Origin of the sequence: Oculatella sp. FACHB-28, from assembly GCF_014696015.1 — a bacterium.
Classification (GTDB): Bacteria; Cyanobacteriota; Cyanobacteriia; order Elainellales; family Elainellaceae; genus JAAUTN01.
Genome location: NZ_JACJPJ010000089.1, coordinates 102698 through 126516 on the forward strand (window position 1 = coordinate 102698; position 23819 = coordinate 126516).

The following is a 23819-nucleotide window of genomic DNA, read 5'->3' on the forward strand; positions in this document are numbered from 1 at the left end:
TTAAACTTGTAAACCTTGTTTTGAAATTCAAAAACCTTGTTTTAAACTCTTAAAGCTGTTTTTGTTTACATTTTCTAGAAAACATACTGGTAAGAGGAGCGATCGCCCTTCCCATTTCCCAAAAAACTTCGTAACTTATCACCTTGACGAGATACCGTCCACTCAGATATGCTGTCACGTCAAGGTTGTCTTTTTTACTTGCGGCAACCGACAAAACCCAAAGATCTAGCGCCGCTCAAAGCTGTGTCCAGCAGCATTGAGCGACTGACCCCCAAACTGGTCTAAGCAGTCTGGCGGCTAACGGTGAATTTTAACACTCCCTTAGCCACCCCGACTTGTCGTGTCAAAGAAGCGTTGCAAACCCTTTAGGACATGAAAGTGAGTTTACTCACTTTTCGTTCTCCCACTCAGTTTTGTAGCGCGTGAAATTAGTGTGGGGTGGCTAGGTTTTTGGGGTTTCCTGACAAACCCTAACGGAGTCACAACTCATGTCTCACTGTTTTTTAGAATCCCTCAACTTACCAACCGTTGAGGGAGAAGCTTCTCCTATCCAACTTCCCCAACGCGAACGAGTACGAGTCCTGATCATTAGCTCCCGTGATGGTGTAATCAGCACCATTCACGAACTCCACAGTCGCGGCTTTGCCGAAGCAGGTGCATGGAGTCCACTGTTACCCGCACCCGATACAGGTGAAGTGATGAGTATCTTGATGCGCGATCGCCAAAAAGGATAAGGATTAGAGAAAAGGGGCGATCGTCTCGGGGAGGGGGGCGATCGCTCTAAGCCAAGCCACATTTCGGCTTAACACTAAAACGATGCAAGGTTAAACATCAACTGAATGTTTAACCTCATGTAGGTATGGAGAATCATTCCGTCTCTCTACTTCATTAGCGCGTTATGCAGAATCATTCTGCATAACCATCCATATAGGCATCTTATACGGAAACTTTCCGTACAATAAGTTGTTAGACATTGCTTCTTGAATTGCTGAATATTAGGTGTTCGGTACTCATATGCCTCAGCGTCCTGACAGCCACGTTGTTGCGGATATTGCAGTAGCACGTGTAATGCAAATTTGTAATGCCTGCGGCTGGGCTTGCGAAGTTGTACACAAAGATTATGGAGATGACTTGCTGGTACAAACGAGCTTGAATGGGATAGTTGATCACAACAGATTATGGATTCAGGTGAAAGGAACACGCGATTTAAAAAAGTTCTATTCTAAAAAAAATGGCTACTCACTCAAAGTTTCACCTGACCAAGCTCTTAAATGGATTAGAAGCGCTGACTTGGCTGTTGTTGTAATTTGGGATGTTGAAAAGGATTTCGGCTTGTGGAGTATTCTTAAGTATCAGATAAATCAATGGGATTGGTATCTACGTGAAAGTGAAAACGCGAGAATAGTCTTTGATGAAGAGTCTGTATTTTGCCAAGAACAAGCAGTTAGGCTCGGCTGGATAGCTAGGCGTGAACATCATGAAAGTCTACTTAGAAATGCGATGATTCAAGACCTTGAATACGAGCGGAATAAGGACACGTATCCAGAAGGTTATGAGCATAAAAGCCTAGTGCCGCTAGTAGCTTTTGATTTCTTAAAATTAATAAATGTGCTTGATGATGAGTATCTTGACAAAACATACTTAGCTTACTATGAGAGCGCCCTTGAGAGGTTTAAGAGTGAGCGAGAGAATCTTATAGACAGTGAAGATATAGAGGTCCTGGCCGCAGGATTAGCAATGATGGGAAGATTAAATGACGCTATACACCAAGTTGGCATTTCCGCATCAATGATCGGTGTGTGTTCAGAAATCGCCTTAGAATTTATCCGGGGTTTGGATGATGTCTTAGACAAAGCAGAGTCTTGAATTTTGTGCGACGCAACGTCTAACAATGTGTCCATAACGGCATGCATCCGACGCCCCTTCAGCGTGCCTCTCATGAATCTTGAATAGGGGCGCGGGTGATGCCGGACGTTATGCTGCTTAGCCTTTGGGTGAGATGCGGCCGAAAGCTTACCTGCTGGTGTTCAAAGTTGGGCAGAAACTCTTGACCAGAAGTACTTTCAGGTAATAGAAGTAGCAGCAATTTATAATAGATGGCAGTTGCTGGGGAAGGGCTGATGACTTTGCAGGAGCTACAAAATCAGGCATTGCAGTTGCCGATCGGCGATCGCTGGCGTTTAGTGCAGTCGTTGTTGAGTTCAATTCAACAAGAAACGCTGATACCTAGTCCATCAACGACAAACGTGAATTCTTCTGCGGAGCTTAATCCCTGGACTCAAAGCCTAATTGGAGTCGTTCAGTTAGGTACAGAAGAGCCTACAGAGTCCTATGTGGATTACTTGGAGGAGAAGTACAGTTGAGGCGGGGTTGTTTGACAGTGATGTTTTGCTTGATGTTCTAGCTCAACGACAACCGTTTGTTTTTGCCTCTGCACAGGCATTAAATAGAGTGACACAGCCACAAGTGCAGGGGTATGTGTCCGGTCATGCTGTGACAAATATCTTCTATATTTTGCGTCGTCAAGTTGGTCGCGAAACAGCACATGAGCTTCTATCAAAGTTATTACAGCATCTTCAGATCGCCACTGTGACAGACGAAGTTATTAGGGCTGCGTTGCAAAGTTCTATGGCAGATTTTGAAGATGCTGTGACTAGTGAAGCAGCTAATGCCGCAGGTGTAGAAGTTATTGTGACTCGAAATACACCTGATTTTGTAGCTTCTGCAATCCCCGCAGTATTGCCAGAAGAGTTTTTGGCTAGTCCGTAGTGAGTAACAGGGTGAGGGAATTCTAACCCACCCTGTTACTTCCTTGATTGGCGATCGCCAGCTACTTTAGCGCCCACCTACAACAACGTTCTTAATCCGAACATGAGGACCACCAACGCTGACGGGTAGAGGAGATTGACCACCCTTACCGCAACCGCCATTCGTGTAAACAGAATCGCTGCCGATCGCCTCGATATCCTTCAACGTCTGGAAGACATTGCCGCTGAGGGTGACATCGCTCACAGGTTCAGCAATCTTGCCATCGCGAATCATGTAGCCTTCAGCCGCCGCAAAGGTAAACATCTCACCATTGGTTTGTCCACCCAACATGCGAACGGCATAAACCCCTTCCTCGATATCGCCAATCATTTCCTCAAAGGTGCGATCGCCCGGTTCAATTCCGGTATTCGTCATTCGCACAATCGGTGGGTGGGTCGCGTTCATTGCCCGTGCGTTGCCCGTTGGCTGCTCGTGCATCTTGCCTGCGGTTTCCCGGTTGTGCAAACGCTGAGTCAACACGCCGTCTTTAATCAAGAACTTGCGCTGTGCCGGAACGCCTTCATCGTCATACTTTAAGGAACCGGGGAGGTCAGGCATCGTGGCATCGTCTACCACGTTCAGTTGAGGAATGCCAAGGGGTTTGCCCACAACCAGCAATTCCTGCATCCTGGGATTTTCGTAAACAAAATCTGCCTCCGAGAGATGCCCAAACGCCTCGTGAATAAATACGCCTGCTAGGTACGGGTCAAGCAAAACGGTGTACTGTCCACCCTTCACTGAGGTCGCGTCAAGCTGACCGATCGCCCGCTTTGCCGCACCATGAACCCGATCCTCAGCGCCCAGCAGCACGTTGTAGTCAGAGCGAGAGTGAATCGACTCAAACCCCTGACGCACCACGCCGCCTTCACCTCTAGCAATTACACCAAATCTACCAGAGACATCCAACCGCTCTTGTGCAATGCAGGTGCCCAGAGAGTTGACGAAATAGGTGGTGTTAAAGCGATCGCTATACCCTGACATCGTGGTTTGAATGCGCGGATCGGTATCCAGCAACAGTTGGTTGTAGCGCTCAACGAGTTGCCGCTTTTCTTCTAAGGAAATGCCTCTGGGATCTCTGCCAAATTTTACCGATACGTAATCTTGAATGGGTTCTACATCGGCTAGCTGTGTGGTTTCGCTGCCAACCAGGTGAGCCTGGGCAATCGCCTCTTCAATCCGTCCCTTTAGCTCAGACAACCCGTTGAACGTGACAAAACTCCAGCCGCCCTTGTGGCAGGCGCGAATCCCACCCGACAGAGAAAAGCTGCGGTCTACCGCATCCAACTGCGCCCCGCGATAGGAAATGACGCTCGCCTCACCCTGCTCTAGTCGAATCTCCAAGTAATCGACGCGATCGCGGTAAGGCGTAATCGCATCTAGCAGACGATCTTGCATGGAAGCAATAGAAATAACCACGCGCTTTTCTCTCCGACTCAATTCGTTCAGACTGACTTCCTTCAGTCTAAAACCTGTCCGAAGATTCTGGTGACTCTGTTAGATCCATATCAATTCTCAATCAAGTAGGATTTGAGCAAGCTTGAGAAATGCTATGCCTTCAACTCAACCTCGCCGCAAACTTCTAACAATCCTTACGCCTCTGCGGGAATACCTTCAGCAGGAATACCAGGAACGCCTCGATCGCATTATCTTATTTGGTTCTCATGCTAGAGACGAAGCAACGGACACCTCTGACATTGATGTCTTAATTGTTTTAGAAGATCCGGTCAATGCTAGCGAAGAACTGCGTCGCACCAGTCAATTCATTGCTCAACTATGCCTGGATCACAACCTTTTGATTTCTCGACTATTTATGGGGCGATCGCGGTTTGAAACTGAGAACTCACCGCTGCTACGAAACATTCGGTCTGACGGAATTGTCCTATGACCCCAGAACAACAAGCCCTGCTTCACAAAGCACAACGTAGCCTGGAAGCGTCTCAAAATTTGATTGAACAAGGATTTTATGAGTTTGCAGTATCTCGTGCTTACTATGCCATGCTCGTGCAGACTACGATCCTGTTCCTGAATTATCTCAGCGAGATGCCAAAACGCTAGTTGAGCAAGCTCAAGCTTTTCTAACTGTTGCTTTACAAAACTTAGATTCTAGCAGCAGGTAAACGACTAGCAGGTCAAATTTGACTGAAAGGCTACTTGTCATTCCCAATGACCAAGCAGGAGCATACAAGTCTCTCCTGAGAGTGGCAGCATTTCCAGGTTTTTTGGTTTATGCTAAAAATGGTTTGCATTAGTACTTCTTTGTGGTAAACCAAACGTAGTTTAAGAAATTGGAATAACAGCGTGGAGCGATCGCCGACTGACCAGACTTTAATTGACCAGCCCCCTGACCAACCGCTTGATGCCAAAAGTGCTGCCAAACAGCCGTTTGTGCCCGTGATGCGAGAGTTGGTGAGAGCCTATCAGGCGTTTGAAAGTTATACCGATGAAAATATCCGCCAACTGGGGCTGACTTCCCCTCAGTTTGATGTGATTGCCACCCTGGGAAATACCACGGGCATGACGATGAATACGCTAGCTGAGAAAACCTTGGTGACTAAGGGAACACTCACTGGCATTGTCGATCGCCTGGAAAAAAAGGGATTTGTCCGACGTGAAGTGCCAGAGGGCGATCGCCGCTGTTTTGTCATCGTGCTAACCCCCGAAGGGGAGCAACTGTTTGAGCAAGTTTTTCCGGCTCAGATTGCCTATATCAAACAGCGATTTGACAAGCTCGATTCGTCCGATCTGGAAGAAATTTTGGCAGCGCTAAAGAAACTGCGGAGTATTTTCTAATTTTTCCTAGTACACCAAAAAACCTCTGTGCGATAGGGATGCTCAATGATGGGGCGATCGCGTGTTTGAGGATGATGTTCAAGTAATTCACGCACTTGCCGAAGAACGGTTTGCTGTGTTTGAGCATTGAGTGCGGCAATGAAACTAATAGAAGCAACTCGATCAATGGCTGCGTCCAGATCATACTGATGTGCATAGGAAAAAATTTGAGTTTCGAGCGGCGTGAATAAGTCCGTTTGCTCAAACGCGGTTCGCCACTGTCCGGTTCGATAACGGGGTGCATCTCCCTCATGGGGCGTAATGATTGCTGAGATTTGCGCTACCCAATCGAATGACTCGTCACGAACATTCCAAATCAACCCAAGGTAGCCACCCGGCTTTAGCACCCGATGAATTTCTGCTAGCGCAGCTTCTCCCTGAAACCAGTGAAATGCTTGAGCGACGGTAACTACATCAGTCGAAGCAGCGGCTAAGGGAATGGATTCAGCGGTTCCGTTAAGAACAGGTATATTCGGCAAAAGCGCTTCAAATTTTTGCCGCATCCCTTCAACTGGCTCGATCGCCACGACTTGACAGCCCAAATCTTGTAACTGCCGGGTAAATTTACCTGTTCCTGCTGCCAGATCTACGACCGTTGTGGCAGATGAAAGGTTGAGCGTTTGCTGCAAAAACTCAATCGCTGCGGCAGGATAGCCAGGTCTGCCTCGTTCATAGGCATCAGCCCCAATCTGAAAACCTTGACGTGCAGCAGCGTGAACAGAATTGGCAGTAGTCATTTCCTTGAAACAAGCTCTACGGTTTACTTCATCTTCGGTGCAATTGGCGATTCGCTCAAATTATCTTCGAGGCGAACAGGATTTTCCACTTTTAATTGTTTGCATTCAAACAATAACCGTGATAGAACATAAAAGTACTGGTTCAAACAGTGCAGAAGCAGATTGTATCGGTTTAAACATATTTGGAACTTTGATTAGGAGCGATCGCCATGACTCAACCTTCGACTAGCCGCGAACCCTTTGTATTACCTCTGGATGCAGGCACTCACTGGATCTGTAGCTGTGGGCAAAGCAAAAATGCGCCTTACTGCGATGGTTCTCACAAGGGCACCCCATTCCAGCCGATCGCATTAGAACTTGAAGCACCACAGACCGTTGTAATTTCTGACTGGACAAAGCAATAGAGCGGCAAGGCAATAGGTACGCAAGGCAGTAGAGACACACCCAGGAAACACGAGGAAAACACCGTGAAAATTAAAATTTTGGCTCCTGATTCGGCTTCTTATCCCAATTCACAACCCACTAGCACTACTCAAGCAAGTAATGACAGGGATATCGTTCCCCTGATTGCCCGAATTTTGTTGTCTTCGATTTATCTGGTGTCTGGGGTAAACAAAATTCTGAATCCGGTAGGCACCCAGGAATACATGGCAGCTAACGGCATGTTTTGGACGGGATTGTTTTTGGTAGCGGCGATCGCCATCGAACTAGCTGGCGGACTGTCCCTGCTGCTGGGCTACAAAACTCGCCTCGGAGCGATCGCGCTGGTGATTTTCCTGATTCCCGCCACGCTGATCTTTCACACCAACTTTGCCGATCCGATTCAGCAAATCATGTTTCTCAAAAACCTGGGATTGCTCGGCGGTCTGCTCCTGGTTATGCAATACGGACCTGGACGCATCAGTCTCGATCGCACTCGTTAAACCCCTCTTCTCATCCTCTCGTTGCAAGGCTCCGCCTTGTAATGCCTTTAGTGAGGCTCTGCCTCTTAGAAATTACAGGAGGCAGAGCTTCAACTGGGGCATCTTCAGGTAGAACCTGGAGACGAGGCTTTAAACGAGTTTCCGTGTAGAGAGATCTGAATATCAAAACTACTGGAGAACACCAATGGCACTGGGAATGTTGGTTGAAGGCAAGTGGGTTAAAGACTGGACAGAGCGAGACGAGAAGGGCAGATTTAACCGAATGCCGACTCACTTTCACAACACAGTGACAGCAGATGGCTCCAGCGGCTTTAAAGCTGAACCAGGACGCTATCACCTCTACGTGTCGCTAGGTTGTCCTTGGGCACATCGCACCGTGATCATGCGAAAGCTGAAAGGCTTGGAGGATGTAATCAGCCTGTCAATTGTCGATCCGGTGATTGGTGAGGAAGGCTGGGCATTTTCTGATGCGTCAGGGTGCATTCCCGATACGGTGAACGGCAGTCACTATTTGCGCGAAGTTTACACACTGGCAGATCCTAATTAACGTGAGTTCGGGATAAGAAATCGTCAGAACCCCTGATTTTTCGTACCTCATTTCGTTGCAGTGAATCAAGCTATTGTCAGCAAGGTCCACAGATGCAATTTTTCTCAATAAACAACCTTATTGAGAAGAGCCTACAGCAATACCCTTTGCCTAAAGCCTTTTATACCAAACCTTGCAGCGTTTAGCTTAACCCGAACTCACGTTAATTACTCAGGACGAGTCACCGTTCCCGTGCTGTGGGACAAGCAGACAGGCGCAATTGTCAATAATGAATCACGCCAAATCATTCGGATGTTTGACACCGAGTTTGCGGCTTTTTCTACGACTGGGGCTGACCTCTATCCCAAAGATTTGCAGCAACAGATTGATCAAACCATCGACGAGATCTATCAGCCAATTAACAACGGGGTCTATCGGTCTGGATTTGCCAATTCCCAGGAGGCTTACGAGGAAGCGGTGACCGAGCTATTTGCCGCTCTGGATCGGTGGGAAAAGGTGTTGGAGAATCAAAGATATTTGTGTGGCGATCGCTTCACCGAAGCTGACATCTGCATGTTCACCACGCTGTTTCGGTTTGACCTGGCTTATCACGGTCTATTTAAGTGCAACCTGCGGCGACTGGTCGATTACCCCAACCTGTGGGGCTATCTGCGCGATCTTTACCAGCATCCAGGTGTGGCAGAAGTATGCAGCATTGAACACGTTAAACGGCTCTATTACGCCGGAATTCCTCAACTGAATCCTAATCGCATCGTTCCGCTGGGTCCAGCGATAGATTTTAGCGCCCCACACGATCGCGCTAGGCTGGGCAGTAGAGAGATGGCGATTCGGTAGATTTCAAGCAATCAGGGAGAAGATTATGGGACTTGGCATGTTGATGGATGGGAAGTGGGTCACAGAACGGGAACAAGAAGACAAAAAAGGTAAGTTTGTCCGCCCCTCGACCACGTTTCGTAACTGGATCACGGCAGATGGTTCTAGTGGGTTTAAGGCTGAGCACGCTCGCTATCATCTCTACGTCTCCTTGGCTTGCCCTTGGGCGCATCGCACCCTGATCATGCGTCAGTTGAAAGGGTTAAGTGATGCCATTTCCATCTCAGTCGTTGATCCTGAAATGGGTGAAAATAGCTGGGAGTTTTCTGATAGTGAAGGCTGCATTCCGGATACAGTAAATCACACCCGTTATCTGTGGGAGCTTTACACCAAAGTTGAGCCGGACTACACCGGACGAGTTACCGTTCCGGTGCTGTGGGATAAGCAAAAAGGTACTATCGTCAACAACGAATCTCGCGAGATCATTCGCATGTTAGACACTGAGTTTGGTGAAATTGCCAAACCCGATGCAGACCTCTATCCCGAAGCGCTCCAGCAACAAATTGATGAAACCATCGACGCAATCTATCAACCGATCAACAACGGAGTTTATCGCGCCGGATTTGCCACCACTCAGGAAGCCTACGAAGAAGCCGTCACCGAGCTATTCGAGAATTTAGATCATTGGGAAACGGTGCTAGGCAAGCAACGATATTTGTGTGGCGATCGCCTCACCGAAGCCGACATCTGCATGTTCACCACGCTGCTACGCTTCGACGCAGTCTACTACGTTCACTTCAAGTGCAACCTGCGCCGCATTGTGGATTACCCCAACCTCTGGGGCTACTTGCGCGATTTATATCAGCACCCCGGTGTTAAAGAAACCTGTAACCTCGACCACATCAAGCGCCACTACTACAAGAGCCACCCCAAGGTAAACCCAACCCGCATTGTTCCTAAAGGGCCCATTATCGACTTTGAAACTCCTCACAACCGTGATACTAAATTCAGCTAATCCCTAATACCCAAACCCTTACAAACTGCTTTGCATCACTAAAGGGCCTTCTGGAATTGGAGGCGCTGTAGACGACTCCAGTGTGATCAGCAGTTGAATTTCCTCAGTTGGAATAGCATCTCTAGGAATCGAAAGCTGAGCTAGCGTTTCTCCCTGAGCGGTTGTGCCAAATTGACCATAATAAATGGGTTCTGTGCTGCCAGGAGTCAGTCCCCAAAGCCGATAAGCTTGTCCGGCAGGAGGTTCGGGCAAGTTCTGCACGGTGACTAAAATTTGATCTTGATTAGGATTTACGACCAACCGACCGGAAGCAGCTGTTGTTTCCCCGGTTCCTTCCAGGGCATAGACTTCGGTTTCAGGCTGACGTAGCGCTTGAATGACCGCATCTGCACTTTCCAGATCTTGGCGGAGACGGTAATTGTCCAGTCCCAGGGCGATCGCCAGAAACGCAGCAACAGCTCCACCCATTTCCAGCCAAATTCGACGACGGGCACGTCTGTGGGGTCTAGCGGGGCGATCGCCCTCTTGCACGGCATCTAAAATCGCTGCACGCAAATGAGCTGGAGGTTCCTGCTGCGGCAGACCATAGGGCAATAAGTCCAAAACTTCCTGAAGCTGCTTAACTTCTCCCCTCAGCTCAGGATTTTCATTAAGCAATCGTTCAACAATCTCAGCCTCTTCAGGGTCGAGATCATCAAGGGTATAACCCGCTATCAATTCTTCCCAGTTTTCATGAAGGGAGGGTCTGATCATGGTGTGTCACTACTGAATAAAATCCCGCAAATGTTGTTTGAGTTTCAAAAGTCCCTGACGAGTTCGGGTTTTGACGGTACCTAACGGAATGCCCAACCGCTGGGACATTTCTGACTGACTCAATCCCTCGAAATAGGCAATTTCTAGAACCTGTCGTTCTGAGTCCGGTAGCCGAGCTAACGCCTCTCGGATCAGTTGCGATCGCTCGTTGATTGAAACTTGCTCTAGCGGGTTAGCTGAAATTTCTTCAGCCGTTGAAATTCGCTTCCAGCGCTGAAGAAATCTCAGCTTTGTGTTGCGCGATCGCAAGCGGTCAATCGATCGAGAGCGAGTCATCGTTACCAAAAAGCTGCTCAGCGAGCCGCGAGTTGGGTTGTAATTGTCTTTGTGCCAGAGTGCTAAAAAAATCTCTTGCGTGACATCTTCAGCTTCCTCAGAATTAGACAAAACTCTCAGTGCTAGCCCGTAGACCAGATTCGAGTAGCGGTCATATAAATCACTCAGCGCTTCAACACGACCCGCTTTTAGCGCCAAAAATAGGTCTGTGTCAGTTTGGTCTGACGCAGATGGCTCAGGCTTGGGAGAATCAGGATGCATTGCGTCTGATCAACGACTCCAAGATTAATAAAGGAAGGAGCAGTTTCCTTCCTGGCCACGCACCTCTATGCAGGTCTATATGCAATACGAGTAACAAGTGGCGATCGGATTTCAAATCTGTGTAAGTTCAGATTAAGGGAGGATACTCCAAAAAAATAGATCCGAGGGCGAATCAAGCGCCGAAACAGCAGACATCCTAATCGACTTTCCCTTAACTCAGCCGAAGTAATTTTTTTACAAGGTACTGATGCCCATCTAAGCTAAAGTCCAGCCTAGATAAACGTCCGCTCGCTTCCAGGATTCAGTACAGGAATCAATCTACGACTCTCTAACCTAAACAATTCACTATTGATCCAATAACAGGTTCGTATAGACAGGAGCAGATTTCCGATTTCTTATAATGTAAAAAGCAAGTAACATTGTTACTGAGTCAATCCTACAAAAGCAGAAATTGTGTTTGTCCTCAACGGCTACGAATATTTTTTGGGCTTCCTGCTCATCTGTAGTCTGGTTCCTGTCCTGGCCTTTGTGACCGCCAGGCTTGTTCGACCCCACCCTGAAGGCGTAGAGCGAAGAATCACCTATGAGTCTGGGATGGAGCCAATTGGTGGAGCCTGGATTCAGTTCAACATTCGCTATTACATGTTTGCGCTAGTCTTCGTCATTTTCGACGTTGAGACAGTGTTTCTTTACCCTTGGGCTGTTGCATTCAACCAACTTGGGCTACTGGCCTTTGTGGAAGCCCTGATATTTATTGCAATTCTTGTCGTTGGTCTCGTTTACGCATGGAGGAAAGGCGCACTGGAATGGTCATGAATCCTAGTACTTCAACCCCCGAAAATACAGCCATTATTAGCCCAGCCGAGTATCCCCAAGTCACCCAGGACTTATCAGAAAACGTAATTCTGACCACGCTGGATGACCTGCATAACTGGGCAAGACTTTCGAGTCTGTGGCCCCTCTTGTATGGCACTGCCTGCTGCTTTATTGAGTTTGCAGCGCTGATTGGCTCTCGATTTGACTTCGACCGCTTTGGTCTGGTTCCCCGTTCTAGCCCGCGTCAAGCCGACCTGATCATCACCGCCGGAACCATTACGATGAAAATGGCTCCCGCGCTGGTGCGGCTGTATGAGCAAATGCCTGAACCCAAGTATGTGATTGCAATGGGTGCTTGCACGATCACAGGCGGCATGTTCAGCACTGATTCTCCTACCGCGGTTCGAGGTGTGGATAAGCTAATTCCAGTAGATGTTTACATTCCTGGATGTCCTCCCCGTCCTGAAGCAATTATTGATGCAATTATCAAGCTGCGGAAAAAGATCTCGAATGAATCTTTGCAGGAACGTGGAATAGCCGCACAGACCCACCGCTACCGCACTGTTTCTCATAATCTAAACATCGTGCCCGACATTCTGACGGGTAAGTATCTGCAGGCAGAGGCTCGACAAGCACCGCCTAAAGAACTGATGGAAGCAATGGGTATGCCCATCACACCAGCCCTCCAGGAAGTTGAGAAAGAGGAGAGCGATCGTGGCTGAAGAAGCTAAGCAGGAAGGCACTCAGGCTGAAGAGCAGGGTGATGCCAAAATTGTCGAAGCTGGCAAAGTGTCTAGCTGGCTGACTGAGAATGGATTTGAGCATGAGTCGCTAGAAAAAGACCACAACGGTGTTGAAGTGCTCAAAGTTGATCGAGAGTTTTTGCTGCCCTTTGCGACTGCCCTTTACGCTTACGGTTTCAATTACTTAGCGTGTCAGGCTGCCTACGACACTGGTCCAGGAGGCGATCTGGTCAGCACCTACCACCTGCTCAAGCTGAGCGATAATGCAGACCGTCCTGATGAAGTTCGCCTAAAAGTGTTCTTGCCTAGAGAAGATCCGAAGGTGCCTTCGGTCTATTGGATCTGGAAGGCAGCAGACTGGCAGGAGCGAGAAAGCTATGACATGTATGGGATTGTCTATGAAGGACACCCCAACCTGAAGCGGCTCCTGATGAATGAAGACTGGGTTGGCTGGCCGTTGCGGAAAGACTACATTTCTCCAGACTTCTACGAACTTCAGGATGCGTATTAAAGGAATCAAGAATGAGGGATGAAAGCCCTTGATTTCTGTTTCAGGCTTTAGCTTGAGGATGAGCCATCCACCAAGTCGTCATACTGATTACTTGAATTAGAACAAAAGAGGGTGAAGGTTAAGCCTTACACCCTCTTTTTTATTGCCGCAGTTCTACGCTGTTACGAGTATCAGCGTGTTCAGGTTAGAAGTATCAAAGCTGCCTAACTCAGCGGTTTGACGAAAGAGAGACTGGCGTGAACTTTGCGGAATCCTGTGGATTCGTATAGAGTTTGGGCACAGTTAGGGTTTTCGGTGTCTACACCGAGTTTTGCAGTGTCTACTCCAGCGGCTTTGAGTTGTTGTAGACCTGCTAGCAGCATGGCCCTTCCCAATCCCAAGCGACGAAATCCGCGACAGGTGCCCAACATGCCAACCCAACTATCGCTGCGTCCCGTTTGGCGATTTTCCTCAATGGGAATGTGGCAATAGCAGAAGGCGGCAAAGGTGCCGTCTGGGGCGATCGCCACCAGATCCAACTCCGGTTGATAGTTAGGGTCGCTCAGCCAGTGCCGATGGACCTCAGCAGTCAACGGGTGATAGTTCCAGTGGTCAATAAAGGACTGGTTGTGCATTTCGACCCAGGCTTCAATGTCTGCTTCTCCCTGGCTGTGCCGGATGGTGAAGCCTTCTGGTAGTTGGGGTGTGGGAATGGGTTGGGTGAGCGATCGCTCCATTCTTAGGAATCGCCGCACAAAGGTAAAGCCATGCTCTTCCAACAGTGCGATCAACTCAGTTTGCTTATCGCGAGCGTGACCGTAGAGCTTTACAGGAATGCCTCGCTCCAGCCAGATTTCGTGCATCCGGGCTTCACCCCAGGCAATGATTTCGGATTCAAGCCTGCCGCCACGAGCTTCAGGATCGACCCGAAACCAGAGGTGCCCATCTACTTCAGGGCTCTCTGTGCTGAGGGGAATCCACATTTGCCCAAAGCCGATCAGCTTACCGTCGCCATCGTGCCACAGCCGCAAGTTACGAGCTGCGTCAAAGCTCGGTTCGCTAAACTCCAGCCGCAAATCTTGCACAGAATGATAGTTATCAAGCTGGTCTACGGCTTCGCAGGTGTTGAGCAGATGGGCGATCGCCTCCAAATCGGTTTCACCTGCGTAGGGGCGCATTCTTAAAGTCATCATGGCGTATTGCACCTGCTTATAGGAATAAACGTCGCTCCAGATGATGAGTCGATCTAGCGTGACGAACTTGCTGGGTTGTATGAGTTTGAGTTTGAAAATGAGTTTGAGAGTTTGAGCTAGCACGGTTAGGTCTAGAAACCTCTTCTGGTGGAGGTTTGCGCCGCTCAAACGAACGAACGTAGAGTAATAACATGGCTGTCCGGGAAGAAGTAGGTTGGAATAATTGCGTTATACTACAATATACTACTTAAACACTACAATTTCCTGAGTGGTTCACAAATTTGTCAAGATTTAGGCAACTAGGCTCAAGATGGGCGATCGCCATAGGAAATTCAGATCTTCAGCTTCTTTGATAGGCTGAAGATCTCGGTGCTGCATTCCTAGTGATCTGATGAGCTAGAATCTTTACCGCCGCAGCGGGGAGGCGCGGTTCTGGGTTTCACGCCAGAGTTTGAAGATCAGCCATTCCGTGCGATCGCCCAAACTTGCCACAAACACACCATTAACCTCTTCTGAGCTAGAGCAAACCCAGGTACCGTGCAGGCTCACCTCAACGTACTCAGCGTCACTTTTGGTCAGGGTGACTGTGCCATAGGTTTCTTGTTGAATGGCAGACTCAAGCGATGGCAGTCCGACTAGGTTGGTGGGCAACAAGAAAGCAGCCGTCCCGCGCTCAACAATCAAACGCTGTCCGGTTCGCAGTGACAAAATCACCCGTAGCGTCATCCAATCTTCAACTGATTGGGGTAAATGTTCTAGATGTAGACCCGTTTCCGTGTAGGTAAATTTCAGCATCACCGGGGACTCCCTTCGGATTTCTTCAGGCTTCTGGGTTTTCAGAACTGTCCATCGGACGAAAGTGGGGCACGAACTTGGTTCTAGCTAGGTAGCTGTTCTAATGGGTTAATGCGAGTGCGTGAGCAACGAGTGACTTAGCAATTTCAATAACTTCACAGACAAGAACCCCCGCTTCCGTAACTTAGAAGCGGGGGCTGGAAAAACTGGTTCAGGTTTTTCTAGTCCTCTCCGGGTACAGCAGTTCTTGACCTGTACCGCCCGCCTCGTGAGTCTGGTTCATCTACTGGCAAATCGGATAGATCGATTCCCCGATTTTTTCCATCTAGTCTGGTGACTATGCCAAAGCCAAAGCCTTGCATCTCTTCGCCTGCGACCAGATTGCCAGCACCATCGCCACCCGCAGCAATCGCCGCCAGCAACACAAAAGCCAAGCTTTGAGGCTCGGCAGCGTGGCGTGAAGTGCAAAGGGTGGATGGGTAACTCACAGGTTTATTTGCTGAAACATATTGCTTGATTCTGACATTCAATATACTACACTCGTGTTACGAAGGTGTCTACACATCTTCAAAAAAACTCAACTAGACCTTATCTATTTCAGGAGGACTGAAATGTACACGATGAATCGCACGGCAACAACAGAAATGGAAGTAACCAGCATCCGGCTGGAGCGAGATCTCAAAGACCGACTCAAAGATTTAGCAGGCAATCAGGGCTATCAAGCTTTGATTCGGGATGTGCTGTGGAATTATGTGCAGCAAAAGTCTGGAGACTATCAGCCACAATTGTCGCCAGAGGAGATACGAGCCAGCGTAGAGGCTACAGCTCAAACAGAAGAAAGGTGTGTGTTGACGGGCAAGTTAATCAGACCCCAGGAACGGATGCTGTTGGGGTTAACCAAGAGCGGCGAAATGGTGCCTCTCAGTGTGGAGAGCTTAGCCAGGTAAGTTCAAGCTGGTTACTTCAAATTTTTAAGTCAGCGGCAGACAGTCGTTACAGGTCTGCCAACGGAGCAGGGAGAGGCGATCGCTCACCCAGGTCATGGCCCTTAGCGATCGCCCGCTCCAGCCGCTGTACTCGTTTGTTTGAGTTAGGATGGGTCGCCAAAAAGTCGATATTTGCTCCTTCTTGCTGGCTCAACCGTTTAAAGAAGTCTGTCGCTCCAGCAACGTGTCCATAGGTTTGCTGCAAAAGATTTAAGCCAAATTCATCCGCCTGCAATTCCTGCCCTTGGGAGAATTGAGCATTACTGATGCTGGACAGTCCAGAAATCGCTACATCCTGGAGTCCACCTGTATCCCCAAAGAAAACGGCAATGAGTAACTGCAAGACTAATCCTCTGCTCAGCCGCCGCAGATGGTCACGGTTAGCAAAATGCCCCAATTCGTGCCCCAGCACCATCATCAGCTCATTCTCTGATTCTGTCTGAGCCAGTAGTCCCCGGTAGATGATGACGCGATCGCCCGGAATGGCGATCGCATTCACCGTCGCATCAGGAATGTATAGCACCTGGTAGTCGTGATCTTGCTGTTGCTCAGGGGGAAGATTTGCCTCCAGGCGATCGAGCAACTGATTGAGCGAGTCTTGAGCTGCCGATGGTTCTGCCATTTGCTCAAACACAGGCACGGTGAATGTGCCCAATTGCCGCTCGACGCTAGGCGGAATTAGCCAGACCAACCCATTCACCAGCGCCCCAAATAGCCAGAAGGCAAAAAACACGACCGCGATGATTAACCCAACGACCAGCAGGATTTGCCGTTTCTTAGGTTCTGGGTTGCGATCGCCGCGATAGCTTGCCGTTCCGGGCGGTAACTCAATAGGCATGATCGAAAGAATGAGGGATGAAGGACTTGTTGGTTTCCCAAGCTCTAATGTCGAGAACTGAATTGTTTAACTATCGCTTTACGAGCGAGGTTGAAAATGAATTTTAGCTTTTTCTTTTAGCAAAAGAAGTAATTGTTGAAGGTCTTCAGCATCACAACGAATCATTCCACAGTTGTAAGTGTTCCATGAAAAACCTTCTTCGCTTGTATGTTCCAATTGCCAAATAACATGATGAATTTGACCGAATCTCCCCCAAGCTACCAGTCCTAAGGTGATAGTTTCATCCCGTTTGATGCTGATAGCAAAGGGAAATACTGAGGGAATATCAATGACCTCAGCCCAGATTGGATCTTCTGGATCACCAAATGCTGATCCACGGCATATTCGGGCATGAGGACGCTCAATTTGATAGAACTCCTGTAGAGTTTGTTCAAAAATATAAATAAACTCCAATGTCTCTGGAGTTATGTGAGCTGAGAGAACGAATGGAATATCTGTTCGACGGGGAGGTTCTTGATACGAGTGATTGAGGGAGAGGGTTTGAGGAGGATTAAAACCTGCCTCTGCTCTTAAAATTTGAGGTTCAAGGAGGTCGGCTGTGGGAATGAATGTAAGTCGGATTAGCTCAGGAGCAGACATCTGAGAGCCTTTGCTTATTTCAGATGTGTACCAATCAAATCCATTCAGTCTATTTGCTTCATCAACAGTTAAATATCGAGCTTCAAACAATAACTGGTAACTACCCTCTCCTTGGTTATCAACTGCTGGAGATTCATAACCTCTGTCAGATACGATTATTCGTTCAAATTCTGATTCAATTGTGAAGGGTACGGCGATCGCTCTAACAGTTTCAGGCTGAAGTTCTAGTGTGTCTGAAGCGTAAATTTCAGTCCAGTAATTTCCTGAACGTCTCAGTGGAAAAAAGAGAATGAAGTCAGGAAACCAGATGAACTTCTGAGCAGCCCCAGTAACAAAAACTTCCCAAAAAACGTCTCTTACGTAATCTGAAGGGCGAGAAACGCTGATGAGAGCATTTCGGCTACCACCAGTCTTCAGAGCCATCATTAGCTTTGCCATAATTCTGTTGTCCTTCAGTTTAATCCCAGTAGGGGCGAACGGCCGTTCGCCCTTACCAGAGCCTAACTACTCTTGACAGGGCGGAATGGGTGAATGAAGTTGACGAATGGATAAAGCTGACGCGACTGAATCCACAATCTACCCGTGCCGCTAAATCGACAGACAAAGCCCTCTCCGCCAAAGATGCCAGTTCTTAAGCCCTTAAAGGATAAACCACCCAGCATTTCAACTTTGTAATTGAGCGTGTCTTCAAAGGCAACGATATAGCCCGTGTCTACAACATAATCCCCGGCAACTGGAATTTCGATGATTGCACCAAATGAACTAAACCAGAAGTCGCCATAGCCCGTTACCTTCAGCAAAAACAAAGACTCGCCGCTAAAGAAGCCTTTGAAGCCCTGAAACTTACTGTCAATGGTGACGGTGGGACTAGCAGCGATAAAGCCTGAAGATTGCACCATCAAACCATTATTGCCGTCAAAACGATAATGCCGAATGTCTCCCGGTACTCCTGGTGAAATCAGCAGTTCTCCGGGCTTGCCCTCAGCGGTAAATTCGCTAACAAACAGCGACTCACCACCCAACATTCGCCCCAGTCCTTTCATCAAGCCGCCCTGCACTTTAGACTTCATTTTGATGTGAGAGTCCATTGCTGCCATCGCGCCTGACTCGACGAGGACAGTCTGGTTTGCCTGAAGTTTGAGCGTTAAAGCGGCGTAGGCAGGAGCATGCTGAATCTCATAAGCAGTTTCAGTAGTCATATTAATTGCTTAAGAATGAGTAGTTTACTAATTTGTGGAGCAGGCAAGATGCCTGGTTGAGATGGACGGGCAGGATGCCCATCCCCACAAGTGGGTTTACCGAGGTGGCAATTTGCTGCCGATCAATCTGCCAAATGCGCCAGGGTTGTGAGTTTGGCAGAATAGCCGACCCTGCCCCTGGAACCGGCAAATCAGCCCTTCTCCACCCAAAAATGCGCCGATCCAGCTAGAGCCTGCCTTTGTGACTGAGAAATTCAACGTTTTTTCAAAGGCGACGATGTGGCCTGTATCAACGATGTATTCGCCGTCTACCTTGATTTCATAAATGCCGCCAAAGGCGCTGAGCAGCACCAGCCCGCTACCGCTAGCAGTCAGCCAAAAAACTGATTCTCCTGAGAAGACGGACTTTAGCCCCTGAAATCCTAAGTCGAGGTCAACTCCGGGCGTGCTAGCCAAATATCCGGTGGATTGAACTACGAGGTCATGGGCACCCATCTGATAGGGCAAAATGTCGCCCATCAGCTTTGGAGCCAGGTAAATTTCGGCAGGACTGGTGCCGGAGCGGAAAACGCTGAGAAACATCGATTCCCCGGCTAGCATTCGCTTTAATCCACCAAAAACGCCCCCTCCTTTGCCCTTTCGTAGCGTCGTGTTGACGTTCATGTGACCGCTCATAGAAACCATCGCGCCTGCTTCGGCAACGAGTTCTTCTTGGGGTTCCATGTCAATTTTGGCGATCGCACTATCGGGCTGATGTAAAATATCAACTTTCATTGAGAAGCCTTCTTATGTAAGAACTAGCGCAGCTTAGAGCGCAAAAACCTGACCAATCCATCACTGCTGCGAGACTGGAGATAAATGGTTCCCTGCCCGGTCAGGCGATTTACCAAGCCCTCACCTGATGTGACAGAGCCAACCAACCCACTGGCTAAGCGAATATTCATTTGGATGCTGGGTTCATAGGCAACTAGATGTCCGGTGTCTACCGTGAAATCGCCATTCACACGACGCTGGCTCAAGCCGCCATACGCGCCAAAAAACACCAGCCCACGACCGCTTAGCTTCAGCTTAAACAGCCCCTCTCCAGCAAACAAGCTCGAAAAGCCAGCCCACTGCACCCCCATCTGAACTCCGGGTGTGTGAGCAATGTAAGCACCAGGCTGAAAGCAAATCTCATTTCCCTGAAGCTCCATCAAACCGACATCGCCCACAGTAGACTGAGTTAAGACCAGCTCCAGCGGTTGCTGAGTTTCATTCGTAAATACATTGACAAAGAGCGACTCCCCACCCAGAAACTTTTTCAACAGCCCAGGAACTAGACCGCCGGAAAACTCAGTTTTCATTGAGAGCTTTGCCGCCATGCTGGCCATTGCCCCAGCTTCAGCTGTGATGCGATCGCCCGGATTTAACGTCAAAAAAACAGTTGCAAAAGCAGGTTTATAACGGATCTCGTATTTCACCCACGTACCTCATCCCAAAGACATAAATACTCTACAAATCTGGCAGGCGAAATTTCGTTCTGTGGATCTTTTAAGAAAATGTAATTATGCCTCAAGCTCGTAAACAATTTGGACAACACTGGCTGCGTAGTGAAAAGGCGTTGCAGAAAATTGTGGCAGCAGCGGGGTTAGTGGAGGGCGATCGCGTCTTAGAAATTGGACCTGGTCGAGGAGCCTTAACCCGGCCGCTTTTAGAAAAGGCAGCAGCGGTAGTTGCCGTTGAGATTGACCGAGATTTATGCAAGCTGCTAGTAGAAAAGTTAGGCAAAATTGATCATTTCTTGCTGCTCCAGGGAGATGTCCTTTCCCTTGATTTAGAAGCTGCACTGGCGGCATTTCCAGACTTTCAGCAGCCCAACAAAGTGGTTGCAAATATTCCGTATAACATTACTGGGCCAATTTTAGAGAAGCTGCTGGGGGCGATCGCCACCCCAAACCCCCGCCCCTTTGACGTGATCGTGCTGCTGTTGCAAAAAGAAGTGGCCCTGCGGCTGTGTGCCCGTCCCGGCTCCAGAAACTATGGGGCGCTATCTGTACGAGTGCAGTATTTAGCCGAGTGCGAATGGATTTGTGATGTCACGGCTAAAGCCTTTCAGCCGCCACCCAAAGTTGATTCCGCTGTCGTGCGATTGCGTCCGCGCCAGTTTCACCTGCCTGTAACCGACGTTCGCAAGATGGAAACTTTGGTGAAGCTGGGCTTTGCGACAAAGCGTAAGATGTTGCGAAATAACTTGATGAGTGTAGTGGAGCGCGATCGCCTCAACCAGTTACTAGAACAACTCGAAATCAACCCCCAAGCCCGCGCCGAAGATTTAAGCGTCGAGAATTGGGTGGCATTGAGTAATCAGTTAGCAGAAGAGGTTAAGGACTGAGGCAAATATGCGGAAGGATTCTAGCTATTTAGCTTAATCTGCATAAGTAGCAAATTCGGGGTGTTAGTCGGGTAGCAGGACTATATTGCTATAGCCCCGCCCCCTCAAAACCGGACTTGTACCTTTCAATACATCCGGCTTAAGCAAATCACTTACTCCACCGCTTTAGAGGTTGTCGCATGGTGCTGTTGGTGACAGTAGAAGTGTAAGAGCCGCAAGTTGCTGTAAACGTCTTTTCCCCCTTTGCCTTAGGCTTAACATGATGAACGTGGAGATCTTCCTCGTTAAATAAGGATTCTCCACATTTTAGGCAAACATATCCTTGGCGCTTGGCAAGCGTATGGTAGCTGGGCGCTAGAGCCTTTGCCTTCGCTCGTTCTCTAGCTTTCCAGTAGTCCCGCAGCATTGGGTCATCTGGGGACGCTTTGCCTTTAACCAAGACGTGTCTGTCAATGCTAAACCAACTGAACTTGAGCAAATGCATGCCTGTAGTCTTGTCACCAAAGACCCATCGGTCATTGCGTTGCAGATTCAGTTTGTCCCAGTAGTGGAGTTGTGTCCAGGCTTTGGGTTTGTTGGGATGAGTATGCTCAACATATCGAACTTCCCGACGGAACATCCAATTGTCGAGCGATTCAAAGCATTTACGAGCCACCCCAATACGGAAGTAGTTTGCCCACCCCCGAATGACGGGGTTGAGGCGCTGGATGACGGTTGGGATAGAATGCCCTCTCAGAGCAACCCATTCGTCGCGCAGTTTCTTCCGTATTTTGTTCAGCGAATCGTGGCTGGGTTTGATTAGCAGTTTCCAACCTGTTTTAGAGGTTTTCTCCGCTCTATAGTGCCTGATGTTGAAGCCTAAGAAGTCAAATCCTTCGCTCAGATGAACAATTTTGGTTTTGTCTGGAGATAACTCCAAACCCCGCTCTTGTAGCCAAGCGATGAGGATTTCGATTGCCTTTTGAGCATCTTCTTGAGACTCACAAAAGACGACAAAGTCGTCTGCATATCGAATCACTGCTCGTGAGCCAATCGAGTAGCCCCGGCGGTTGTATTGAACGCCAAGGGCTTGCTCCATTCCGTGCAGAGCAATGTTCGCCAGTAAGGGAGAAATCACCCCCCCTTGGGGCGTTCCACTTTCACTCTTGTGAAAAGCTCCTTTATCCACATACCCTGCCTTCAGCCATTGTTGAATCAGTTCCCGAGCTGGAAACTGACTCAAGGCATTCAGTAAGAAGGTGTGGCTAATGTTGTCAAAAGCGCCTTTGATATCCGCGTCAATGACCCATCGTTTCCGTTTGTTCGGTTGGGCAAAGCCGTAGATTTTTTCAATGGCATCGTGACAACTCCTGCCAGGACGGAATCCACAGCTCGTTGCCTCGAACTGGGCTTCCCATTCGGGTTCCAGTGCATGCTTGACCATTGCTTGGATGCAACGGTCTCGGACAACGGGGATGCCAAGGGGACGTTGTCTCCCGTTCGCTTTTGGGATGTACACCCGACGCACAGGACAGGCTTTCCAGGGAGTATATTCTGCCAGTTCGTCTAGCAGTTTCCCTCTAGCGGCTGGCGTTTTAACCACCACTTTATCCAGTCCTGGCGTTTTTCTACCTGCGTTTTGCTGAGTCACTCTGCGAACACTCACAAGAATGTTGGAGTAACTTCTCAGCAACAACTTTTGAAGCGGACGCACCTGTTTATAGTTGCGTTGTGTGGTAGCCCGAAAGATTCGCTGTCTCAGGTTCTTCACAATCCGATTCGCTTTGCGCCAGTTGATCGCATGCCAATCCGTTTGTGCTTGGGGTCGGTTTGCTAAAGCTTGGCTTTGCATCTAACGTGTCCCTCAGTTGGGTTCCTTTACTTCGACCTTTGGGTGATTCACCTGACCCACGTCTGCCCCCTTTCAGGGTAGGCAATTGCCTTATCCAGCAGGTTATGATTTCCCTTGACCTTTCGGTCTACTGGCTTTCGCTTTTTGGGTCATCCTACTCCCACTGAGGAGTTGAGTCTTCCTTACGGTTGACCGACTGAAGCGATAGCTTCAGACCTCATTGGGGTTATCACGTTCTACACGCTTGAGATTCATCTGGAGAGGGTGCTTCCTTTACTGCGGGGATTGGGTGTCCTCAAATCTAGTTCCGCAGGCTAGATTTCCGTATCCCATCATCACCGTATCAGCCATGTTTCAGTGACCAGAATTCACGCAGCCTCGACGGAAATTTACTCACGTTCACCTATCCAGACTTCCCCTTGCCCAGAACCCCTTGATGGCTGAGGACTTCCTTAGACGTTATCTCCTTGCAAAAGACCTCTCCGTTACCAGAAACGCCCTTGGAGATTGGGGATAGGATTTGAACACTATCCTAGAGAAGTCGGCTTCTCACTCAAGTCGTGCAACTTCGTGTCGCACTGCGGAAAATTTCAGTCTATTAATAGTTATGCGGCTTAATCATCTACAATCCTTGGGCGTCTTCTAAACTCCATCTCGAAATGCAAATTGAACAATACACTCCTCAGCATCTTGATGCTATTGTTCGTCTTTCGCTTCAGGCATGGACTCCAGTTTTTGAATCGATTCAGAATGCGATGGATGCCGACGTGTACCAAGTGTAGATTCCGCGAGCAACGCGAGGTAAGATATGCACGAAATCACAACTTCCCAAGTCTTCTACGACGCAGACGGCCTGAACATGGTCGCTCATCTAGCACGGCCGCACAGCGAGGGTC

The 23819-nt window shown here is 48.7% G+C and carries 28 protein-coding genes and 3 pseudogenes; 18 read left to right on the forward strand and 13 right to left on the reverse strand.

Annotation, left to right across the window (positions count from 1 at the left end; translation table 11 throughout):
- Window positions 1-488: 488 nt before the first annotated feature.
- The 4 genes from H6F88_RS23000 (at window position 489) to H6F88_RS23015 (ending at window position 2769) form a co-directional block, all read left to right on the forward strand.
- The gene (locus H6F88_RS23000) at window positions 489-734 is read left to right on the forward strand and encodes a hypothetical protein (protein ID WP_190645057.1); all 246 of its coding nucleotides are present in this window, start codon (window positions 489-491) and stop codon (window positions 732-734) included.
- A 280-nt stretch (window positions 735-1014) separates the two neighbouring features.
- Entirely contained in the window at window positions 1015-1866 is an 852-nt protein-coding gene (locus H6F88_RS23005; protein WP_190645058.1) for a DUF4365 domain-containing protein, read from the forward strand.
- Between the two features lie 254 nt (window positions 1867-2120).
- Complete coding sequence (locus H6F88_RS23010; RefSeq protein WP_190645097.1) at window positions 2121-2363, forward strand: hypothetical protein; 243 nt, start codon at window positions 2121-2123, stop codon at window positions 2361-2363.
- Entirely contained in the window at window positions 2332-2769 is a 438-nt protein-coding gene (locus H6F88_RS23015; RefSeq protein WP_190645059.1) for a PIN domain-containing protein, read from the forward strand. The genes H6F88_RS23010 and H6F88_RS23015 overlap by 32 nt, the downstream gene beginning before the upstream one ends.
- Window positions 2770-2835: 66 nt before the next feature.
- Here H6F88_RS23015 and H6F88_RS23020 read toward each other — a convergent pair whose 3' ends face one another.
- The gene (locus tag H6F88_RS23020) at window positions 2836-4203 is read right to left on the reverse strand and encodes a TldD/PmbA family protein (protein ID WP_190645098.1); all 1368 of its coding nucleotides are present in this window, start codon (window positions 4201-4203) and stop codon (window positions 2836-2838) included.
- Between the two features lie 154 nt (window positions 4204-4357).
- Between H6F88_RS23020 and H6F88_RS23025 the strand changes: the two genes are divergently transcribed.
- The 3 genes from H6F88_RS23025 to H6F88_RS23035 all read left to right on the forward strand — a co-directional run bounded on the left by H6F88_RS23025 (window position 4358) and on the right by H6F88_RS23035 (window position 5598).
- Window positions 4358-4693, forward strand: a complete 336-nt coding sequence (locus H6F88_RS23025) for a nucleotidyltransferase domain-containing protein (protein ID WP_190645060.1) — start codon at window positions 4358-4360, stop codon at window positions 4691-4693.
- Entirely contained in the window at window positions 4690-4863 is a 174-nt protein-coding gene (locus H6F88_RS23030; RefSeq protein ID WP_190645061.1) for a HEPN domain-containing protein, read from the forward strand. Before H6F88_RS23025 ends, H6F88_RS23030 begins: the two co-directional genes overlap by 4 nt.
- 339 nt (window positions 4864-5202) lie before the next feature.
- Window positions 5203-5598 (forward strand): MarR family transcriptional regulator, encoded by a 396-nt coding sequence (locus H6F88_RS23035; RefSeq protein ID WP_190645099.1) that lies wholly within the window; start codon window positions 5203-5205, stop codon window positions 5596-5598.
- Here the strand turns inward: H6F88_RS23035 and H6F88_RS23040 are convergent.
- Window positions 5595-6374 carry a class I SAM-dependent methyltransferase gene (locus tag H6F88_RS23040; protein WP_190645062.1) on the reverse strand — a complete coding sequence of 260 codons (780 nt, stop codon included), beginning with the start codon at window positions 6372-6374 and terminating at the stop codon, window positions 5595-5597. The two genes, H6F88_RS23035 and H6F88_RS23040, sit on opposite strands and share 4 nt — an antisense overlap.
- 209 nt (window positions 6375-6583) lie before the next feature.
- Between H6F88_RS23040 and H6F88_RS23045 the strand changes: the two genes are divergently transcribed.
- The 5 genes and pseudogenes from H6F88_RS23045 to H6F88_RS23065 all read left to right on the forward strand — a co-directional run bounded on the left by H6F88_RS23045 (window position 6584) and on the right by H6F88_RS23065 (window position 9672).
- Window positions 6584-6778 (forward strand): CDGSH iron-sulfur domain-containing protein, encoded by a 195-nt coding sequence (locus H6F88_RS23045; RefSeq protein ID WP_190645063.1) that lies wholly within the window; start codon window positions 6584-6586, stop codon window positions 6776-6778.
- 63 nt (window positions 6779-6841) lie between these two features.
- Complete coding sequence (locus tag H6F88_RS23050; RefSeq protein WP_347277734.1) at window positions 6842-7297, forward strand: DoxX family protein; 456 nt, start codon at window positions 6842-6844, stop codon at window positions 7295-7297.
- A gap of 184 nt (window positions 7298-7481) precedes the next feature.
- Window positions 7482-7838 (forward strand): annotated as a pseudogene (locus tag H6F88_RS23055) (glutathione S-transferase family protein); the annotation flags it as partial.
- Window positions 7839-8048: 210 nt separating this feature from the next.
- Window positions 8049-8678 (forward strand): annotated as a pseudogene (locus H6F88_RS23060) (glutathione S-transferase C-terminal domain-containing protein); the annotation flags it as partial.
- Between the two features lie 25 nt (window positions 8679-8703).
- Entirely contained in the window at window positions 8704-9672 is a 969-nt protein-coding gene (locus H6F88_RS23065; protein WP_190645066.1) for a glutathione S-transferase family protein, read from the forward strand.
- An 18-nt stretch (window positions 9673-9690) separates the two neighbouring features.
- Here H6F88_RS23065 and H6F88_RS23070 read toward each other — a convergent pair whose 3' ends face one another.
- Both H6F88_RS23070 and H6F88_RS23075 read right to left on the reverse strand, forming a co-directional pair.
- Window positions 9691-10425, reverse strand: coding sequence for an anti-sigma factor (locus tag H6F88_RS23070; protein WP_190645067.1), 735 nt, complete (start codon window positions 10423-10425; stop codon window positions 9691-9693).
- Between the two features lie 9 nt (window positions 10426-10434).
- On the reverse strand, window positions 10435-11022 hold the full coding sequence (locus H6F88_RS23075) for a sigma-70 family RNA polymerase sigma factor (protein WP_190645068.1): 588 nt from the start codon (window positions 11020-11022) through the stop codon (window positions 10435-10437).
- A gap of 453 nt (window positions 11023-11475) precedes the next feature.
- Here H6F88_RS23075 and ndhC point away from each other — a divergent pair, with 453 nt between their 5' ends.
- From ndhC to H6F88_RS23090, 3 genes are read left to right on the forward strand one after another with little or no spacing between them, the layout of a single operon-like run.
- Entirely contained in the window at window positions 11476-11838 is a 363-nt protein-coding gene (ndhC, locus tag H6F88_RS23080; protein ID WP_190645069.1) for a photosynthetic/respiratory NAD(P)H-quinone oxidoreductase subunit C, read from the forward strand.
- Window positions 11829-12560, forward strand: coding sequence for an NADH dehydrogenase subunit K (locus H6F88_RS23085; RefSeq protein WP_190645070.1), 732 nt, complete (start codon window positions 11829-11831; stop codon window positions 12558-12560). The genes ndhC and H6F88_RS23085 overlap by 10 nt, the downstream gene beginning before the upstream one ends.
- Window positions 12553-13092 (forward strand): NAD(P)H-quinone oxidoreductase subunit J, encoded by a 540-nt coding sequence (locus H6F88_RS23090; RefSeq protein WP_190645071.1) that lies wholly within the window; start codon window positions 12553-12555, stop codon window positions 13090-13092. Before H6F88_RS23085 ends, H6F88_RS23090 begins: the two co-directional genes overlap by 8 nt.
- 203 nt (window positions 13093-13295) lie before the next feature.
- Here the strand turns inward: H6F88_RS23090 and H6F88_RS34620 are convergent, their stop codons facing one another.
- The 3 genes from H6F88_RS34620 to H6F88_RS23105 form a co-directional block, all read right to left on the reverse strand.
- Window positions 13296-14387, reverse strand: a complete 1092-nt coding sequence (locus tag H6F88_RS34620; protein WP_199333760.1) for a GNAT family N-acetyltransferase — start codon at window positions 14385-14387, stop codon at window positions 13296-13298.
- Between the two features lie 282 nt (window positions 14388-14669).
- Window positions 14670-15059 carry an alr0857 family protein gene (locus H6F88_RS23100; RefSeq protein ID WP_190645072.1) on the reverse strand — a complete coding sequence of 130 codons (390 nt, stop codon included), beginning with the start codon at window positions 15057-15059 and terminating at the stop codon, window positions 14670-14672.
- 221 nt (window positions 15060-15280) lie between these two features.
- Complete coding sequence (locus H6F88_RS23105) at window positions 15281-15547, reverse strand: hypothetical protein (RefSeq protein WP_190645073.1); 267 nt, start codon at window positions 15545-15547, stop codon at window positions 15281-15283.
- A 123-nt stretch (window positions 15548-15670) separates the two neighbouring features.
- Here H6F88_RS23105 and H6F88_RS23110 point away from each other — a divergent pair, with 123 nt between their 5' ends.
- Window positions 15671-16006 (forward strand): hypothetical protein, encoded by a 336-nt coding sequence (locus tag H6F88_RS23110; protein ID WP_190645074.1) that lies wholly within the window; start codon window positions 15671-15673, stop codon window positions 16004-16006.
- 46 nt (window positions 16007-16052) lie between these two features.
- Here H6F88_RS23110 and H6F88_RS23115 read toward each other — a convergent pair whose 3' ends face one another.
- From H6F88_RS23115 to H6F88_RS23135, 5 genes are all read right to left on the reverse strand, one after another.
- Window positions 16053-16883, reverse strand: coding sequence for a M48 family metallopeptidase (locus H6F88_RS23115; RefSeq protein WP_190645075.1), 831 nt, complete (start codon window positions 16881-16883; stop codon window positions 16053-16055).
- A gap of 78 nt (window positions 16884-16961) precedes the next feature.
- Window positions 16962-17960 (reverse strand): hypothetical protein, encoded by a 999-nt coding sequence (locus H6F88_RS23120; protein ID WP_190645076.1) that lies wholly within the window; start codon window positions 17958-17960, stop codon window positions 16962-16964.
- 62 nt (window positions 17961-18022) lie between these two features.
- Window positions 18023-18721 (reverse strand): TIGR00266 family protein, encoded by a 699-nt coding sequence (locus tag H6F88_RS23125; protein WP_190645077.1) that lies wholly within the window; start codon window positions 18719-18721, stop codon window positions 18023-18025.
- Window positions 18722-18817: 96 nt separating this feature from the next.
- Window positions 18818-19495, reverse strand: coding sequence for a TIGR00266 family protein (locus H6F88_RS23130; protein ID WP_190645078.1), 678 nt, complete (start codon window positions 19493-19495; stop codon window positions 18818-18820).
- A gap of 23 nt (window positions 19496-19518) precedes the next feature.
- Complete coding sequence (locus tag H6F88_RS23135; protein ID WP_190645079.1) at window positions 19519-20181, reverse strand: TIGR00266 family protein; 663 nt, start codon at window positions 20179-20181, stop codon at window positions 19519-19521.
- A gap of 86 nt (window positions 20182-20267) precedes the next feature.
- Here H6F88_RS23135 and rsmA point away from each other — a divergent pair, with 86 nt between their 5' ends.
- Window positions 20268-21092 carry a 16S rRNA (adenine(1518)-N(6)/adenine(1519)-N(6))-dimethyltransferase RsmA gene (gene rsmA, locus H6F88_RS23140; RefSeq protein WP_190645080.1) on the forward strand — a complete coding sequence of 275 codons (825 nt, stop codon included), beginning with the start codon at window positions 20268-20270 and terminating at the stop codon, window positions 21090-21092.
- 148 nt (window positions 21093-21240) lie between these two features.
- On the opposite strand, the gene ltrA is transcribed toward rsmA, so the two are convergent.
- Window positions 21241-22923, reverse strand: coding sequence for a group II intron reverse transcriptase/maturase (gene ltrA / locus H6F88_RS23145; RefSeq protein WP_242050673.1), 1683 nt, complete (start codon window positions 22921-22923; stop codon window positions 21241-21243).
- 659 nt (window positions 22924-23582) lie between these two features.
- Here ltrA and H6F88_RS34150 point away from each other — a divergent pair.
- Window positions 23583-23699 (forward strand): annotated as a pseudogene (locus tag H6F88_RS34150) (GNAT family N-acetyltransferase); the annotation flags it as partial.
- Window positions 23700-23819: the final 120 nt, after the last annotated feature.